This is a genomic window from Mesorhizobium newzealandense, assembly GCF_042682145.1.
Classification (GTDB): domain Bacteria; phylum Pseudomonadota; class Alphaproteobacteria; order Rhizobiales; family Rhizobiaceae; genus Mesorhizobium; species Mesorhizobium newzealandense.
This window is the reverse complement of the sequence record NZ_JBHUGZ010000012.1, coordinates 612019-627419: the sequence shown is the minus strand read 5'-3', so window position 1 is coordinate 627419 and position 15401 is coordinate 612019. Positions and strand designations below refer to the sequence as shown.

Below are 15401 nucleotides of genomic sequence, written 5' to 3'. Positions count from 1 at the left end.
ATCCCGGCGAAAGCCCGCCCCGTGAAAATACCGCTGCCGGAAAGCACGACGTCTATCTGGGCCGCAGCTGGCCGTCATCGGGACGTGACCCGGCCGGTTGTACCACCCAACGTTGATGGGCTGAGATCACTGAGGGCTGTCGCGGAGAAGTGCGCATGAAGCAGGCAGGACGCATCGTCATCATTACAGGCGCCGCCGGCGGCATCGGTCGTGCCTTGGTCGATCTTCTTGCGCGCGAGGGAGAGACTGTTGTTGCGGTGGACCTTCCGGGCAGCGGCGTGGTTGAACTTGCCCGTAGCCTCGGCTGCCCGCATCTCGGCCTCGAATGCGATGTCTCGCGAGAGGGGGATGTCCTCGCCCTTTATGGCCGGATCGAAGCACAGTTCGGGCAGATCGGCGTTCTCATCAATAACGCCGCGGTTGGACCCGCCATGGCTGCGACTGTCGACACCGGTGTCGATGCCTTCCGGCGCGACCTGGCAGTAAACTTGATAGGGCCGTTCGTCATGGCTCGCGAAGCGGCAAGGCGCATGAGGCCGGGCGGTGTCATCGTCAACTTAGCTTCCATGGCGGGCGTGGTCGGCAACCCCAAGCGCAACGCCTACGCAGCCTCGAAAGCGGGCTTGATCTCGTTGACGAAGTCGCTTGCATGCGAATGGGCTCCTCGCGGCATCCGCGTGACGGCTGTCGCGCCGGGCTACGTGCGCACGCCGATGGTCGCGGAACTGGAACGCGCAGGCAAGATCGACCTTGCGGCGGTGCGTCGCCGCGTGCCTATGGGACGCTTGGCGCGCCCGGTCGAGATCGCCCTCGCCGTGCGTTTTCTGATCAGCAGGGAGGCGCGCTACATCACGGGATCGGTGCTGGCGGTCGACGGCGGTTGGATGTCATTCAACCAGCCAGGGGATGCGCATGCACCGGTGGATGGGACGCCTCCAGCCGAACTCTCCTGTCCGGCCGAACGCACCGACGCGCGAATCGTGCTCGTCACCGGGGGCGCCAATGGCATAGGCGCGGCCGTCGTTCGCCGCTTTGCCTCGAACGGTGACACCGTCGTGATTGCCGATAGAGATCGCGATGCGGCGACGGTGCTCGCTGCATCGCTCGACAGCAAGAACCTGGCGAAATCCGTGGATGTGGCCGTCGAAAGCGAAGTGGTGGCGCTGTTCGAGGAACTGCGGGCACGCTTCGGGCGCGTCGATGTCCTTGTAAACGGTGCTGCCGTCGCCGACACTTTTGCGGCGGGTATCGAACAAATCCCGGCAGATATTGAACACGTCCTTGGTGTAAACCTTACCGGCGCCTTCACCTGCGCGCGCGAGGCGATCAAGGCGATGGGCGCTGGCGGCGTGATCCTCAACCTCGGATCGATCAACAGCTTTCTCCCTGTCGCGCCGCGCCATGCTTACGGCGCCTCGAAGGCCGGGATGGACATGCTGACCCGATGCATGGCGGCCGAACTCGGGCCGGTCGGCATTCGGACAGTAACCGTCGCTCCTGGCTACATCCGCACGCCTGGCGTTGCCCAGTTGGCCAAGGCTGGCCGCATCGACTCCAAAGCGATCGGACGACGCATACCGATGGGCAGGATGGGGCGGCCGGAAGACATCGCACACGCGGCGTTTTTCCTTGCTTCGTCCGACGCCTCATACATCAACGGCTCGGTCCTCTATGTGGACGGCGGCTGGACCTCGTTCGGTGATGCGGGAAACGCCAGCGAACTCTATGACGAATGTTTTGCGGAGGTCGGGCATTGATTGTCGATCATTCGCCAGGCAACGCGCTGCGGCTCATCGAAGCCGAGGGCGTCCAAGCCTTCACGCCCATTCAGCGCGTCGCGCCCGCGACGCTGTCTGCGATCGAAGATGTCATCGCCGCCGAACCGGTCGATGCAGTCCCAACCGCTCCAGGCGCGCCTGCCGCCGCCCACTGGCAAGCGGGTTGGCGCAAGACTACGCCGCCGACAAGGGCTTGGATCAACCGCGGCCAACGCCTTGTTTGCACATTTCGAGCGACCGTTATCGGCCAAACCCCCCCTCTGCAGACAAAGGAAACACCATGGAATTCGCGACCTTCATCCTGGCCGCCCAGCGCGGCTATCATCAATCATCCGACAGCGTCATCCGCAACTCAATCGAACAGGTCGTCCTTTCGGAACAGGCTGGCTTCGACACCACCTGGTTCGCCGAACACCACTTCAACAATTACAGCCTGATCCCCTCGCCCTTGATGATGGTGGCGCACTGCGCCGGCTTGACGGACACCATTCGCCTCGGCACCGCCGTCTGCGTGCTCCCCCTCTATCAACCCCAGCGCCTGCTTTCCGAGATCGGCTTCGCCGATATCGTTGCGAGCGGTCGTCTCGAACTCGGCGTCGGCCTGGGATACCAGCAGTTCGAGTTCGAGCGTTTCGGCGTGAATATCGATGAGGCGCCGGCGGTCTTTTCGGAATATCTGGACATCCTTCTGAAGGGCCTCAACCAAAAAATCTTCGAGCACGACGGCCGGTATGAGAAGATACCGCCGACGGCGATTTCGGTGCGCACCGTCCAGAAGCCGACTCCGCCGATCTGGATCGCTGGCGGGTCCGAGAGGATGGCCCGGGCCTATCGTGAGGGACATAATTTTTTTGTCACAGCATTCCACAACGGCTTGGAGACTTTGAGCACTCTGCGCGATTCGATCGAGAAGGCGGCGGCTTCCGAGGGCAAGAATGTCACGGACGCCAAGATATCGTTGCTGCGCTGCTGCTACGCCAGCGACGACGAAGCGGAGATCGACTGTTACCTCGACAATGCCCGCTTCCAGCGCCGGTTGTCTGAAGCACTGCATCAGCGCCGCCAGCAGAGCCAGGACGGCTATCTGCTGGAGGAAACGCCGACGCAGCAGGATCTGTCGTTCAAGACCATGCGCGAGAACCTGCCGATCGGCAGCGTCAATCGCGTGATTGATCGGCTGTTGGAGGAGATGGGGGTCTTGAAACCGGACCAGATCGCAATTCAGACTCAGTTGGGGGATTTCGATCAAAAGACGATGCTACGCCAGATCGAGCTCTGGGGAGACAAGATCATCCCGGCGGTCAACAAGTCGCTCGGCCCCTCGGAGGCTGGCAGCTTGCAAGTTCGCAACGACTTGAATTGAATTGCTGCCATTGGCTTGCCCTGGCCGGCATCGGGCAGCACTGCCCAACGGCGGACACCGCTGGCCGCCATGCATTTGCACATTACGAGCATCTTCAGCACCGTCGAAGGTCCATCGGAACGCCTCACAGCCATCATGCACCACAACCCAAATTGGCGGACACCCATCCGCATGTGCGATTCAGCAGCGAGAGCGTGCTGCAAGGCTCCAAAACCAATTAGAAGACAACCACGATCGAGCGGTCACCGCTGTCCCGTCAGCTTACTGAAAATTCAAACCCTACTCTCCACACGAGGCCCGTATGACGACCAACATCAAGATCAACGGTACTGTTCACACGGTCGATGCCGATGGTGATACCCCATTGCTGTGGGTCTTGCGCGATGTCCTCGGCATGACCGGTACCAAGTTCGGATGCGGTGCCGGTTTATGCGGTGCTTGCACGGTGCATCTCGACGGACAGGCTGTGCGCGCCTGTCAGACCCCGATCGACAGCGTCGGGGAGAGTTCCATCACAACAATCGAGGCCATAGGCGAGACGCCGCAGGGTAAAGCGCTCCAGCAGTCCTGGATCGATCTCGACGTGCCGCAATGCGGCTATTGCCAGTCCGGCCAGATCATGTCGGCTGCCGCTCTCCTTGCAGCCACACCGAAGCCCACCGACGCTGATATCGACGCTGCGATGTCCGGCAATGTCTGCCGCTGCGGCACCTATCAGCGCATTCGTGCTGCCATCCATCGTGCGACCGCTTGAGGATAGAGGCTAATGTTCGACAGGTCGCTCCGTCTAAACCGCCGCAACTTTCTCGCTGCCGGGGGAGGTCTCGTAGTCGCGCTTTCTCTGCCGTCGTCGCCTCGAAGGGCTGCGGCTCAAGCATCACCAGGCTTCGCGCCGAATGCCTTCATTCGTATCGATCGCCAGGGCATCGTCACGATGGTGATGCCCATGGCCGAGATGGGGCAGGGGATCCACACCGCGCACGCCATGCTGCTCGCAGAGGAGCTTGACGTCGGCCTTGATCAGGTTCGCCTCGAACTGTCGCCCGCGAGCGACGCGCTATACGGCAATCCTCTGTTTGGGCCTCAGAGCACCGGCGGGTCGACTTCGATCCGCGCTTTCTGGATGCCGCTGCGCCAGGCAGGCGCGGTTGCCCGCACTCTCTTGCTAGAAGCCGCGGCCCAAAAATGGGGCGTCGATCCCAAGACCTGTCGCGCCGAGAGCGGCTCGGTTTTCGAAACATCTGGATCCCGCCATCTCGCCTATGGCCAGCTTGTCGATGCCGCAGGCACCCTGCCGGCACCCGCACCCGAAAGCGTAGCCCTCAAGGATCGGAAGGACTTCAAAATCATCGGCAAGCCTCACAGGCGGCTCGACACACCCGGGAAGGTCAATGGAACAACTGTCTTCGGGATCGACACTAAAATTCCCGGGATGAAGATCGCCGCAATCGCCATCTCGCCGGTATTTGGCGGCAAACCGAAATCGGTCGACGAAAAAGCGGCTCTGGCTGTCAGAGGTGTCCATCAGGTCGTCCTGACCGATCAGGCTGTGGCGGTTGTCGCCGACCATATGGGCGCTGCCAAGAAAGGCCTCGATGCGGCTGCGATCCAGTGGGACGAGGGGCCGAACGCCACTGTCAACAGTGCCGACATCATCCGCCAGCTCAAGGAGGCTTCGAAGACACCCGGAGCTGTAGCGCGCAGTGAAGGTGACGTCGAGAAAGCGCTGGCTGGTGCGACCCGGCGCTTGGAAGCTGTCTATCAGTTGCCGTTCCTCGCGCACGCGACCATGGAGCCGATGAATTGCACCGTGCATGTGAAGAAGGATGCTTGCGACGTCTGGGTCGGTACGCAAGTGCCCACCATGGCGCAGACGACCGCAGCGCAGCTCACCGGCTTGCCTGTCGAAGCCGTCACCATCCACAATCATCTGATCGGCGGCGGCTTCGGCCGTCGGTTGGAGGTGGACGGCATTGAGCATGCCGTTAAGGTGGCGCAGCAGGTGGACGGGCCAGTCAAAGTTATCTGGAGCCGCGAGGAAGACATCCAGCACGACATGTATCGGCCTTACTATTATGACCGGCTGTCGGCCGGGCTTGACGCATCTGGCAAGCTGGTTGCCTGGACTCACCGCGTTTCCGGATCGTCGGTGACGGCGCGTTATTTTCCTGCTGGCATGCAGAATGGTGTCGATCCGGACGGCGTCGAGGGAGCGGATCAACCGCCTTATGCATTTCCTGCCATTCATGTTGAATTCAAGAGGGTCGAGCCGCCGGCCGTTCCCACCGCCTGGTGGCGTGGCGTTGGTGCGACCCATAATATCTTCGTGGTCGAAAGCTTCATCGATGAGCTGGCAGCGGCGGCGAAGGCTGATCCTGTCGAGTTTCGCAAGGCCTTGCTCAGCCACAATCCGCGTGCGCTTGGCGTGCTGACGCTGGCCACGCAGAAGGCGGGTTGGGGAGCACCGATGCCCCAGAGGCAGGGTCGGGGCGTTTCGGTGCAATTCGCCTTCGGCACATACATGGCGACCGTGGCGGAGGTCGAGGTGGGCACCGACGGCACGGTCAAGGTTCATCGGCTCGTCTGTGCGGTCGATTGCGGGCTGCAGGTCAATCCCGACACGATTGCGGCTCAAATGGAAGGCGGTTGCATCTTCGGCCTGACGGCTGCCTCGCACGGCGCCATCACGCTGAAGGACGGGCGGGTGGAGCAGGGCAATTTCGACACTTATCTTCCGATGCGAATGGATGAAGTGCCCGTAGTGGAGACACACTTCGTCAACAGTGCCGAAGCGCCTGGGGGGATGGGCGAGGCTGGAACCGCGGCGGTATTTCCAGCCCTAACGAATGCGATCTTCGCGGCGACGGGCAAGCGCATCCGCACGCTGCCCGTAGACACCAAACTCCTCAAATCTATCTGACCGCTTTCAGGGTATAGGGTCAATTGGAGAAGCTCTGCGGGTCGAGATCCCAGGCAACCTTGGCCTCCAGCGCCTTCTGCCGCTTCTTCATCGTCTCGAGATTGTGCCGCTGCCACACCCCGCGCACCCCGGAGGCGAGACCGAGTGGCCGCGTTTCCTCGCCAGCCTTATGGCATGCGGATCTGACCTAAGGCCAGCAGCTCCAGCGACAATTCGAGAATGATCGTCTCCACCTCCGGAGCGTCGGTGGGCAGCAGCGGCTTTCTTGCGCGTCATCTCCTGCAGAGTCAGCTCCCGCCCGTCTCCTACGCTGTCGTACGAATAACCCATCATCTTGCAGGTTTGGCTGACATTGCCGGGCTGTTTGGCGAGCTACAACAGCCCCACCTTGGCGCGGATGATCTTTTGGTTCTTGGTCATTTCGGAATCTTTCACGCCGAGGCCGGGCGCTGCGAACCCTGACCACTCCGCGCCCGGCCTCGGCTCTCGGTTCAGCTTTATGACACCGTCTGTCAGATTAAGTCTAAACTTTTGCCCTTTGCGATGGGCTATGAGGATATAGAAATCAGGTTTATCGATCATCAAGATCCTGCAATAACGAGGCAGCCAGGGCCTCCTCGGCGATGGCCACGCGATGCTGAAGCATGGCCAGCGTCAGCGCTCCGTCCCATGCTGCTTCGACCGCCTTTCCTCCAAGCGGGTGGGCCAGGCTCGGAGCTGTTCGCACGGCGGCTATATAGTCGACGGCGCCAAAGCGCCATGGCTCGGCACCATGTTCGCGCATGATGTGGTTGCCGATGCGCAATCCGGGCCAGTCAAAATCGCCGTGATAGTAGAGGCGCGCGCCCGCCTGCGCGAGTTGGGCCAGAAGGCATCGTTGGGCAGCCGCTGGCATACCATCGGTGCAGACCAGCGGGGCGCAGCCAGCTCCCCATCGGTCAGCGGCGATGGCGAGCAGGTTGGGATTTTCGCACACGTAGACGTTACGGCCCGTTGCATCCCATCGGGGCGGCGAGCGCAGCAGCGATCGCAGCGATGCATAGGCTGGCTCTCCCAAGCGCCAACGATCGCTTTCTGTCCCGCTTGTCGGCAGGTTCAGGGACAGGGCAGGGCGTGCCAGCTCATTGACCAGAACCCCTGCTCTGGCCCACGTCTCGCGGACTCGCTCCGCACCGCCGGCCGGGATCAGATCGATGTCCTCGCTCGATTTCCGTATCGTCTTGCCATCTTCATTGGCAACGGGTGCGGCCGGGTCATCAGCGGGCGTGGCGGTCTGGCGCCAGACTGCCAACACGAGTGTCGCGACCCCGCGGCCGTTGTCAAGCGCATGGGCATCGCCCAGAACGTCCGCAGCCAATTGCGAACGCGTGATGCCTTTCGCCGGCAGATACCGCAGCACCTCTTCGGCGCGTCGGCAAAGCTCCGCTGCAGCGATCGCATCCCGCCGAGCGATCCGCTTGAGCAGGCCGATGCCCTCCGGTGTCAGCAGCAAGCTGGCCAAGCCGGAATGCCTGCAACCCTCGATTACACCGGACCACACTGTTTGCAGATGGAGGCGCATCCCGGCGAGATGAACGATGGGGCCGTCGAGCTTTTCCAACGCATCGCGCAGGGACGTGGCGATGCCGGAGTGCAGCAGGTCGGCATCGACCTGGCGGACGTTGATTTGTAGGGACTTGGAGCGGCGCTGCGGGCGACCGAGCAGCGAGGCCAGTGTTGCGTGTTCTTCCGCGCTAAGCCCGGCGACGCGAATAGGATCGACAGTGCCGCCGAGCGGAGCGCGCTCGAAGCGTTGGCGCAGCCGCTTGCGCAGCAAGGCGAGGTGCTCACCGCCGAGCAGGCGTTGAAGTCGCGGGTCGGCCTGGTCGTTCATGCTGGCGCAAATCGGCGATCGGGATCGGCCTCGGACGTCTTTTCCCGGCCGTCCCAGCTCCATCGCGACACGAACACGGCGTCGATACCTTCGCGCCGCTGCAACTGGCAGATGGCGACGCCCGGCAGTTCAGCATAACACGCCCACTCGCGCTCGCTGGTGATGACGAAGTCCAGATCGAACTCGCGGATCAGACCCATGCAATGCGCGCGTGCTGTGTCATCGATGCCGGCGAAGGCTTCGTCGAGCAGCATCAACCGCGGGGCTAGGACGTGGCTGCCCTGGCTGTAGAAGCTGGCGACCGCAGCAAACAGCGGCACCGTCAGACCGAGCGCCCGCTCGCCGCTCGAGGCGGGTCCGGAAAGCTTGCGCCAATGTCCCTCCTGCCAGCGTTCGACGCGGAAGCGGTGCCAGTGGCGATAATCCAGGGCGCGGGCCAGCTGGTCGAGCAAGGTCCCGCCGCTGTCTTTTCCACCGCTGGAATCAGCGCGCTCCCGCTCGGCGGAGATGCGCTGTTGCAGCATCGCACCGACGACGCTCCGGTCGCCTGACGACCAAAGGTCCGCGCTGGTGTTGAGCAGGCGCTTGCGCGCCACGTCGAGGCCCACCGGCGCTCCTTCCTCTTCTAGCAGTGGCTGCCACAACAGGCGATAGCGTACGCCGGTGGAGGTAGGGCGTTTGTGCAACTCGCCGTTGATGGCGTCGACTTGACGTTCGGCGCCCTGCAACAGGCGCTGGATTTCCGCGGCGATTTCAGCCTGCAGATGGTTCTCCAGAACAGCCCGTTCGTTGGCGGTGAGCAGTTCGCTGCGCTGGGCGATCTCTTCGGCGAGGCGCGTGGCAAGGCGGTCGGGCCGTTCGCGCCGGTTCTGATAGACGATATCCACCCTGAAACCCCAATCGCTGGGGTCGGCCTGGGCCTGGTGGCCGAGCGCGCCAAGCGCGCGCTGCAGCTCGGTCAGTTCTTCAGCTGTCTGCCGCTGGACGCGCGCCCACGCCTCGTCGTCGTCCTTGAGGTTCGACAGATCCTGTTCGGCGCGGCGGGCCAGCGTCAACGCCGGGTCGATCGTCCACTGAACGCTCATGTCGGGCATTTCAACATGCGGCAGGGCGGCCGACAGCAGGCCCGTGCCCGAGAATTGCTGCAATGTGGAGATCGCCTTGGCGCGGGCCTCGCCGCGCTGCTGAAGAACGAGGTTCGCCGTCTCAGCCTGCTGGCCGGCAACCGCACGCGCCTCACTTGCCTTGCGCCAGGCTTCGCCGGCGAGCTTCAGGGCGGCTTCACCGGCTTCGACCACACGGCGCGCATCGGTCAGTTGCCGCTGCAATTCCTCGACCTTGGCGCCGACCGTTTCGCGCAGCACGTCGAGCCGAGCAGAGGCGTCTTCCGCTTCAACACGGGCTGTCGCGAGTTCCTCTTCGCGCTGCCGCACATCGTGGCGTGCCTCACTCTCGCGGGCACGCTGACGTTGCCGCTCCGGCAGTGCCAGACGGACCTCATGGGCCACTTGTTCGAGCCGGACGTGCGCATCGCGATAATGATCGAGCGCTGCTTGGATGGCAGGCAGCGCTTCGGGTATTTCGGGCAGGCGCTGGTCAACGGCATCCGCGGCAAGCTGCTCGCGCACTGCCGTGAGCGCCTGTTCGGCCTCGCGACACCGTGTGTCTGCTTCGGCCAGCTTTTCGCTGGCGAGACGCGCGGCTTGGGCGCTAGCGGTGGCGGTCAAATGAGCGACCCGCAACGCCTCGTCGGCGGGCGCAAGCCGCCACTCTTCGTCGGCCTGTTCCCGATACAGCGCGAGCTGCTCCACCTTGGCTTGCACATCCGTCAACTCAACGGAGAGTTGGGCGAGGCGGCCAGCAATCTCGGCCAACCGCCGCCCGCGGGCTGCGGCGCGGGCCGCGTGGCCGATGTAGACTGCCTCTGGCTTGCCCCACGCACCGGACAATGCGCCGAGGCGGAAGCGGCCGTCGGGGGCGATCCAGGCCTCGCTGTCGATCGGATCGTCGTCCGCGCAGGCGATGCCCGACAGCACGCGCTCGATGATGTTGGCTGGCACGACGCAGCCGGCCGAGACGGTGGCTTCCAGCCAGTCAACGAGCGATGGAGAGTGCTTTTGTCGTTCCACAGCCTGCGTATCGTAAGGTAGGGTGCCGCCATCGCCGGCTTGGAGGCGTCCGTCAGGCGCTATCCAGGCGTCCAGCAACCCGGCGGCTTCGAGCGCGGCTTCAAGGCCGCCGCGTTGCGGGGCAGCCACCGTGCCGCGAAAATCGACCACTTGCCAGAGCGGCGCGCCCTGACGTGCATCGCGGACAGAGGCATCGCGCGTATAGGGCAGGGGCGGCGCCATTTCGTCGCCGGCTTCCAGGCGTCCGCGTTCGTCTTTCAGGGTGTCGTATTCCATCTCCAGCGCCTGCCTTTGGCCGTCGAGCGCTACGCGACGCTGAGTGAGCGAAAGGCTGGCCCCTTGATATGCCGCTTGCAGAAGCCGGAGGGTGGGGTTGTCACCTTGGAGCGTTATTGTCCATTCCGCCAGGGCCGTCAATGCCGCGGATCTGCCGTCGGGATCGACCAGCAATTGTTTTAGGCCGATAAAATAGCGGTCCCAGCTCTCCACCAGAGCACGGCCTTGCTGTTCGAACTCAGTGTCGGCTTGGGTCCGACTTTCGGCAGCCTCTTCAGCTGCGATGCGCCTTTCATCTTGGACTTCGCAGCGCCGCGCATAGGCGGCCTCGGCCCGCGCGACTTCGTCGTGGCGGCGACGCAACTGGGCAATCTGCTCACGCCGGCCGACAACGAGGTTGCGGAGCTCGCCGCAGGCCCCGTCGAAAGCATGCTGCGTCAGCTCGATCAGCGCGGAAGCTTGCGATGTGGCGAGGGGATTTCCAGCATGCTGGCCAGCGATGCCCGCCGCATCGGCGTGCGTCGCACTTTCCAGGCGCAGATGGGCCAATGCGCGTTCGGCCTGGTCCGCGCGCTGGATTGCGCGTCCGGCTTCTTGCGTGCTGAGTCCCAGCCGTCGGCCCGCCTCTTCGACGGCCGCCGTGGCCTTCTGCATCGCCTGCAGTCGTGCAGCCCTGTCTCTTTCGGCGGTTTCGAGGCGGTTGGCGTCCTGCATCGTCGGGTCGGAACGCAAAGTGTCGAGACGCGCGCGCCCTCGCGTCAGCACGATCTCCGCATCATCGTGGGTCGTTCGTGCCAGCGTTTCTTGCGCTTGGGCTTCGTCAAACCGGACCTGGGCTTCGCCTCGTGTCCGGCTGGCGTTGTCAAACTCGGTCTGGGCCTGGCGCAACAAGCGTGCCTGCCGGCGGGTCTGTGTGCCGGCGTAGATGCGATAACGCTCTTCGAAACGGCCGACGGCCTTGACCAGGGCCTGATACTCGTCGAGCTGACGACGGTCTTCCTCCAACTGTCCAAGCGCTTCGGCAACGTCGCCGAGTAATTCGGGCGCCAGCGGCGGCAGGGCCTCGGTCAGGGCATTCGAAAGCGCGGTCTCGTCCGGCTTTCTGGAAAGCTGCGGCTGGCGAAGCTGGATCAGCGTGTCCATCAACGCGTCGTAGCGCTTGGCGCCCAAATGGAACAGGCGCTCGTCGACGGCGCGGCGGTAGCCGGCTGCAGTGTCGAACACCTGGCCACGACCATCGAGCGCGTCGCGCAGGCGCTCTTTGGTCAGTACGACACGCTGCGCGCTCGTCAACCACAGATCCTGGTTGATGCGCGGCGCGCCGTCGGTGTCTTCCAACAGGAAGAACCAGCTATCGACCTGCGGACGGGCCGCCGTTGCCGAAAGGCCGGCGCCGAGCGAGAGAAAACGTGGCGTGCCGTCTTCCGCGACGCGGCCAAACTCGATCCACGTATAGCCGATGCGCCGGTCATAGCTGTTCATCAGCAGGTTCCAGGCCATCTTCTTGCTGCCGTCCCCGTCGGGCTCGATGCGCGAAGACTTGAGCTGCGCGTCGAGCAGCAGTGGCAGCGTCAGCGACAGCACCTTGGACTTGCCGGTGCCGTTGTTGCCCCGCAGCAGCAGGTGGCCGTCGCGGAACCAGAATTCCTCGCTGTCGTAGTGGAAGAGCTCCACCAGACCCAGGCGCAGAGGCTGCCAGCGCTGCCGCGTCGGCATCGGCAAGGCGGGTTTTTCCGGAGGCAAGGCGAACAGGTTCATGTCGATTCCAATCGAAGGCCGGCTGCCCTGGTCGAGGCGCCGCGGCTTTCGCGAATCTCAGCCTCGCCCAGCGCGAAGCGCGCGAGCGCCGGCAGGGGCTGTATGAAGCCCGCCATCCGCACGGCAAGTCGCAGCTTTTCCAATCGATCGATCGCAATGGTGGCGAGCTCGCGCTCGGCGCCGGGCTCGCGCGCCGATTTGCGCCAGTAGCGGCCATACCGGCCCTTGGCCTCATGCAGGAAGTCGGCAATGTCGTGCTCCCGCATGCCGGTGGCCGGTGCCGTGCCGGCCCCATCCGTCCGGCGCTGCCTTTGGCCGGTGGCTAGGTGTTCGGCAACCAGCAGCGTTACGTGGGCGTCGGTGCCCTCGGCCGGCATGGCGACGTCGGTCAGCACACCGGCTTCATCGACCAGCGCCAGCCCTTCGGCGCGCTGCTCGGCCACCAGGCCGGCGGCCTCGCACAGGCGAGCCGCCATTGCGCCGCGCTGATTGAAGAAGTAGGCTCGGGCTTCCGTGTCCAGCGTCTCGACATAGACCACCGGATCATCGAGAAGCCGGCGCGCGAGTTGGTGGCGCAGCGCCGTGCGCCGACCTTCCTCGCTGTCCGCTACATGTTCGCCGACAAGGGCGCGTAGCCGCTCTTCGAGCGTTTTGGGCGCTTCTTCCGGTGACCAAGTGGACGGGCCACGCACAGCCGCCAGCATGCCGGCGAGCATGCGGCGTTGCACGTCGTAGAGCGCATCCGCCTGATCGCCTCCGGCCTGCACGAACGTTTCTTCGTCGCCGGCCACGCGGTGCAACACCCCGAGGCTCAGCAAGGTGCGGCACACCGAAACCAGTTCGCGCCGCTCGTGTTGCGCCTCGAGAACGAAGGTGAAGTCGAGCATCGGCTCGGCGGCGAGCTCCAGCAGCCTCTCTCCTAGCAGGCGCAAAGTGATCTGCGGGTCGGCACGTTCGAGCACCGCGCAGGCGAGGCTAAGCAGCACGTAGCGCCGGCGATCGTAGCCGGGGAGGCCGCGCATGGCGTCGGTCACGTCTCCTGGCCGCTTGTAGAGGCGCGCGCCCTCGCGCTCGACTTGTAATATCCAGCCCGTCTCGCGAGAAAACCATTCGCGCAATGATTCGGCCTGGCGGCGTATGACGGCGAAATCCTCATGTGCCGGGCCTATCAACGGCGTCATCAGCAGGGCGCGCACGCAGGCGCGGAACTCCTCGCGCCGGAAGCGCTGCTGCAGCAGGCCAATTCCGCGACTGTCGTTGGAGCCGTTCGTCGCTGTCATCGACCGTCCTGCAAGGGCGTGATGGTGATCAGATGGTCGCGCCCTGCAAAGACGCCATGCGGCGTGTTTATCGTGGCGCGGCTGTCGGGGGCAAGCGGCTTCAAGTGGATGTGCAGTAAGCCATCGCCCGTCTGGCGTTCCACCGGCGTGTCCGGTCCGGCTTGTTCGCTTAGCGCCTCCCCGAGCAGGCCCAGAAACAGACCAAAGGCATGTATGTCGAGTTCCCCCAGATCCGAAAGCCGCGCCGGGCGGCTGGTGGCGAGGCGCTTGCGCGCCGCTTCGACCTGCAGCGATTCCTCCGCGAGCTGAAGTGCCAGGAACGCTCGCTCTTCGGCGCGGTCTCGCACGCGCGGCAGCGGTCCGCGCGGGGCCGCTTCGCCGTATTCGCGCAAACGCGGGTGAATCTTGAGCGGCGCGGCGTCGGCCCAGGAGGTGCTGGCCGGCAGCTCGGCGTCCGCGTTGGCGTTGAGCGAGAAATGCCGCGCCGGATTGAGGGCGAAGGCGGCCCGCGCAAGGCGGTGCGCCTCGCCGTTGTCTGCGCAGGCGGCAAACCAGCCGGCGAGCATGCGGAAGTCGGCAGAGCGATCGCTGCGGCCGCTGCGCCGCTCATTCAGCGCGGCGATAGCAGCCAGAAGCTGGGGGATGGCCGATCGTGCCCGCGCCCGCAACAGCTCGGCTTGCGGGGGCTCGTGGCCGGTGCTGAGAAACCAACCGCGCAGACCCTTCCAGCGTTCTCGCCAGGCTTGCAGGTAATCTTTCCGCGCCTCGACCTGATCCCGTGCGCCGCCGGGAGCCGCGTCACGCGATTCGCGCTCGGCCACCTGTCCAAGCAGGGCATCGATGCCCGGCTCCAAAGCCAGGATGAGGCGTGCGATGGTGTCGGAACGGCGCACCAGATCACCCATGAAGCGCTCCAGATAGTCGATCAGCCGCTTCTTGTAGTTTGCGACCACCCCTGCTTCGGCTTGCTGCAGCTCGATGCTGCGCGCGACGCCGGCCATGAACGCCTGGGCGTTCTCGGCCAGACTTTCGAAGACACGCACGAGATCCCGTAGCGTTTCGTGGATCTTGGCCGCGTCAGGTTCGGTTGCTTCGGCCAGCGCCTGAAGTGCCTGCAGTCGGCTCGCTATGTCCTCGAGCGCCACCGTTTGCAGCTCAGCGCGGCGCTGCAAGGTCTGTACGAACACTGCCAAGGCGGATTCCACGGCCTCGCCGCCCTGCGAAAGGCGATAGAGAAAGCGTGCACGGTAGAAGTCGCTAAGGCTGGCAACCCGCGCGGTGTCGGGATGCGATTCAAGATTGCCCCATTCCGTAAGCTGAGTGAGCGCCGTATTCACGTCCTCAATGCGCGGCGGCCCGTCCGGCCATCGGGCTTCGGCAAGCACTTCGTCGGGCCGTAACTGCAAACGATATTGCCGCTTCGCCGCTGCGAAGACGTCCATGATGCAGCGGTAGAATGCGGCCTTCTCGGCGCTAACGTGACGAAATAGGTCCGCCGGGTCATTTGCAATGTGCACAGGCAATCGCTGCCTCCCCAAATCCACTTTGAATGTTTTTGCTTTGTTCTCACGTTCAGTCAAGACCACTCGTATCATTGCCATCGCTTCCGCCCACACATCCACCCATTCCCGGACGGCAATGGCCGTGTGTCACCACTGTCGCATGCGATGGCGCTGAAAGCAGGCATCGGGGACTTGGCTTATGGTCGATCTCCAGAGGCCTTGCCCGCAGCCTTGAGGATCGAGGCGAATACAAACGGATGATGGACCATGCAGACAGCCCTCGTCGCGGGGACCTCAATGGCCGAGGCGATCTCTCGGAAGCAGCCCTCAAGGAGTTCTGCGAGTGGTTCCTTACCGGGGCACTCGATCAAATACGCTTCTCCACAGCGATTTTCGACCTTGATCGCTTGGAGGATCGGTACCGCTTCCTGGTCAAGGACATCAGCGACGACAAACGCGCGCCCGCTCTCTTAGCGGCGGTCCTCAAGCACGAATCACTCGAGCGCGGTGATGTTCCCTTGT

At 64.0% G+C, this 15401-nt stretch carries 9 protein-coding genes; 4 read left to right on the top strand and 5 right to left on the bottom strand.

Going from position 1 to position 15401, the window contains the following annotated elements; genetic code table 11:
• Positions 1 to 155: 155 nt before the first annotated feature.
• The 4 genes from ACFSOZ_RS19475 (at position 156) to ACFSOZ_RS19460 (ending at position 6061) form a co-directional block, all read left to right on the top strand.
• On the top strand, positions 156 to 1757 hold the full coding sequence (locus ACFSOZ_RS19475; RefSeq protein ID WP_095082040.1) for an SDR family oxidoreductase: 1602 nt from the start codon (positions 156 to 158) through the stop codon (positions 1755 to 1757).
• 301 nt (positions 1758 to 2058) lie between these two features.
• Entirely contained in the window at positions 2059 to 3141 is a 1083-nt protein-coding gene (locus ACFSOZ_RS19470) for an LLM class flavin-dependent oxidoreductase (protein WP_379100505.1), read from the top strand.
• 301 nt (positions 3142 to 3442) lie between these two features.
• Entirely contained in the window at positions 3443 to 3895 is a 453-nt protein-coding gene (locus tag ACFSOZ_RS19465) for a (2Fe-2S)-binding protein (RefSeq protein WP_095082034.1), read from the top strand.
• 12 nt (positions 3896 to 3907) lie between these two features.
• Positions 3908 to 6061, top strand: coding sequence for a xanthine dehydrogenase family protein molybdopterin-binding subunit (locus ACFSOZ_RS19460; RefSeq protein ID WP_378921961.1), 2154 nt, complete (start codon positions 3908 to 3910; stop codon positions 6059 to 6061).
• Between the two features lie 372 nt (positions 6062 to 6433).
• Here ACFSOZ_RS19460 and ACFSOZ_RS19455 read toward each other — a convergent pair whose 3' ends face one another.
• Genes ACFSOZ_RS19455 through ACFSOZ_RS19435 form a run of 5 tightly spaced genes read right to left on the bottom strand, consistent with a single transcriptional unit; the run spans position 6434 to position 14957 of the window.
• Positions 6434 to 6643 (bottom strand): hypothetical protein, encoded by a 210-nt coding sequence (locus ACFSOZ_RS19455; protein ID WP_379100461.1) that lies wholly within the window; start codon positions 6641 to 6643, stop codon positions 6434 to 6436.
• Positions 6633 to 7934 (bottom strand): TIGR02679 family protein, encoded by a 1302-nt coding sequence (locus tag ACFSOZ_RS19450; RefSeq protein ID WP_379100459.1) that lies wholly within the window; start codon positions 7932 to 7934, stop codon positions 6633 to 6635. The genes ACFSOZ_RS19455 and ACFSOZ_RS19450 overlap by 11 nt, the downstream gene beginning before the upstream one ends.
• Entirely contained in the window at positions 7931 to 12097 is a 4167-nt protein-coding gene (locus tag ACFSOZ_RS19445) for a TIGR02680 family protein (protein ID WP_379100457.1), read from the bottom strand. The genes ACFSOZ_RS19450 and ACFSOZ_RS19445 overlap by 4 nt, the downstream gene beginning before the upstream one ends.
• A complete protein-coding gene (locus ACFSOZ_RS19440; protein WP_378921955.1) occupies positions 12094 to 13377 on the bottom strand; it encodes a TIGR02678 family protein in 1284 nt (427 codons plus the stop codon). The genes ACFSOZ_RS19445 and ACFSOZ_RS19440 overlap by 4 nt, the downstream gene beginning before the upstream one ends.
• Entirely contained in the window at positions 13374 to 14957 is a 1584-nt protein-coding gene (locus tag ACFSOZ_RS19435) for a TIGR02677 family protein (RefSeq protein WP_379100455.1), read from the bottom strand. The genes ACFSOZ_RS19440 and ACFSOZ_RS19435 overlap by 4 nt, the downstream gene beginning before the upstream one ends.
• Positions 14958 to 15401: the final 444 nt, after the last annotated feature.

What these genes read in the sequence shown, in the direction of transcription:
- ACFSOZ_RS19455 (WP_379100461.1), bottom strand. Translation starts at nt 6,643, where the DNA reads ATGATCGATAAACCTGATTTCTATATCCTCATAGCCCATCGCAAAGGG.
- ACFSOZ_RS19465 (WP_095082034.1), top strand. Translation starts at nt 3,443, where the DNA reads ATGACGACCAACATCAAGATCAACGGTACTGTTCACACGGTCGATGCC.
- ACFSOZ_RS19450 (WP_379100459.1), bottom strand. Translation starts at nt 7,934, where the DNA reads ATGAACGACCAGGCCGACCCGCGACTTCAACGCCTGCTCGGCGGTGAG.
- ACFSOZ_RS19470 (WP_379100505.1), top strand. Translation starts at nt 2,059, where the DNA reads ATGGAATTCGCGACCTTCATCCTGGCCGCCCAGCGCGGCTATCATCAA.
- ACFSOZ_RS19440 (WP_378921955.1), bottom strand. Translation starts at nt 13,377, where the DNA reads ATGACAGCGACGAACGGCTCCAACGACAGTCGCGGAATTGGCCTGCTG.
- ACFSOZ_RS19460 (WP_378921961.1), top strand. Translation starts at nt 3,908, where the DNA reads ATGTTCGACAGGTCGCTCCGTCTAAACCGCCGCAACTTTCTCGCTGCC.
- ACFSOZ_RS19445 (WP_379100457.1), bottom strand. Translation starts at nt 12,097, where the DNA reads ATGAACCTGTTCGCCTTGCCTCCGGAAAAACCCGCCTTGCCGATGCCG.
- ACFSOZ_RS19475 (WP_095082040.1), top strand. Translation starts at nt 156, where the DNA reads ATGAAGCAGGCAGGACGCATCGTCATCATTACAGGCGCCGCCGGCGGC.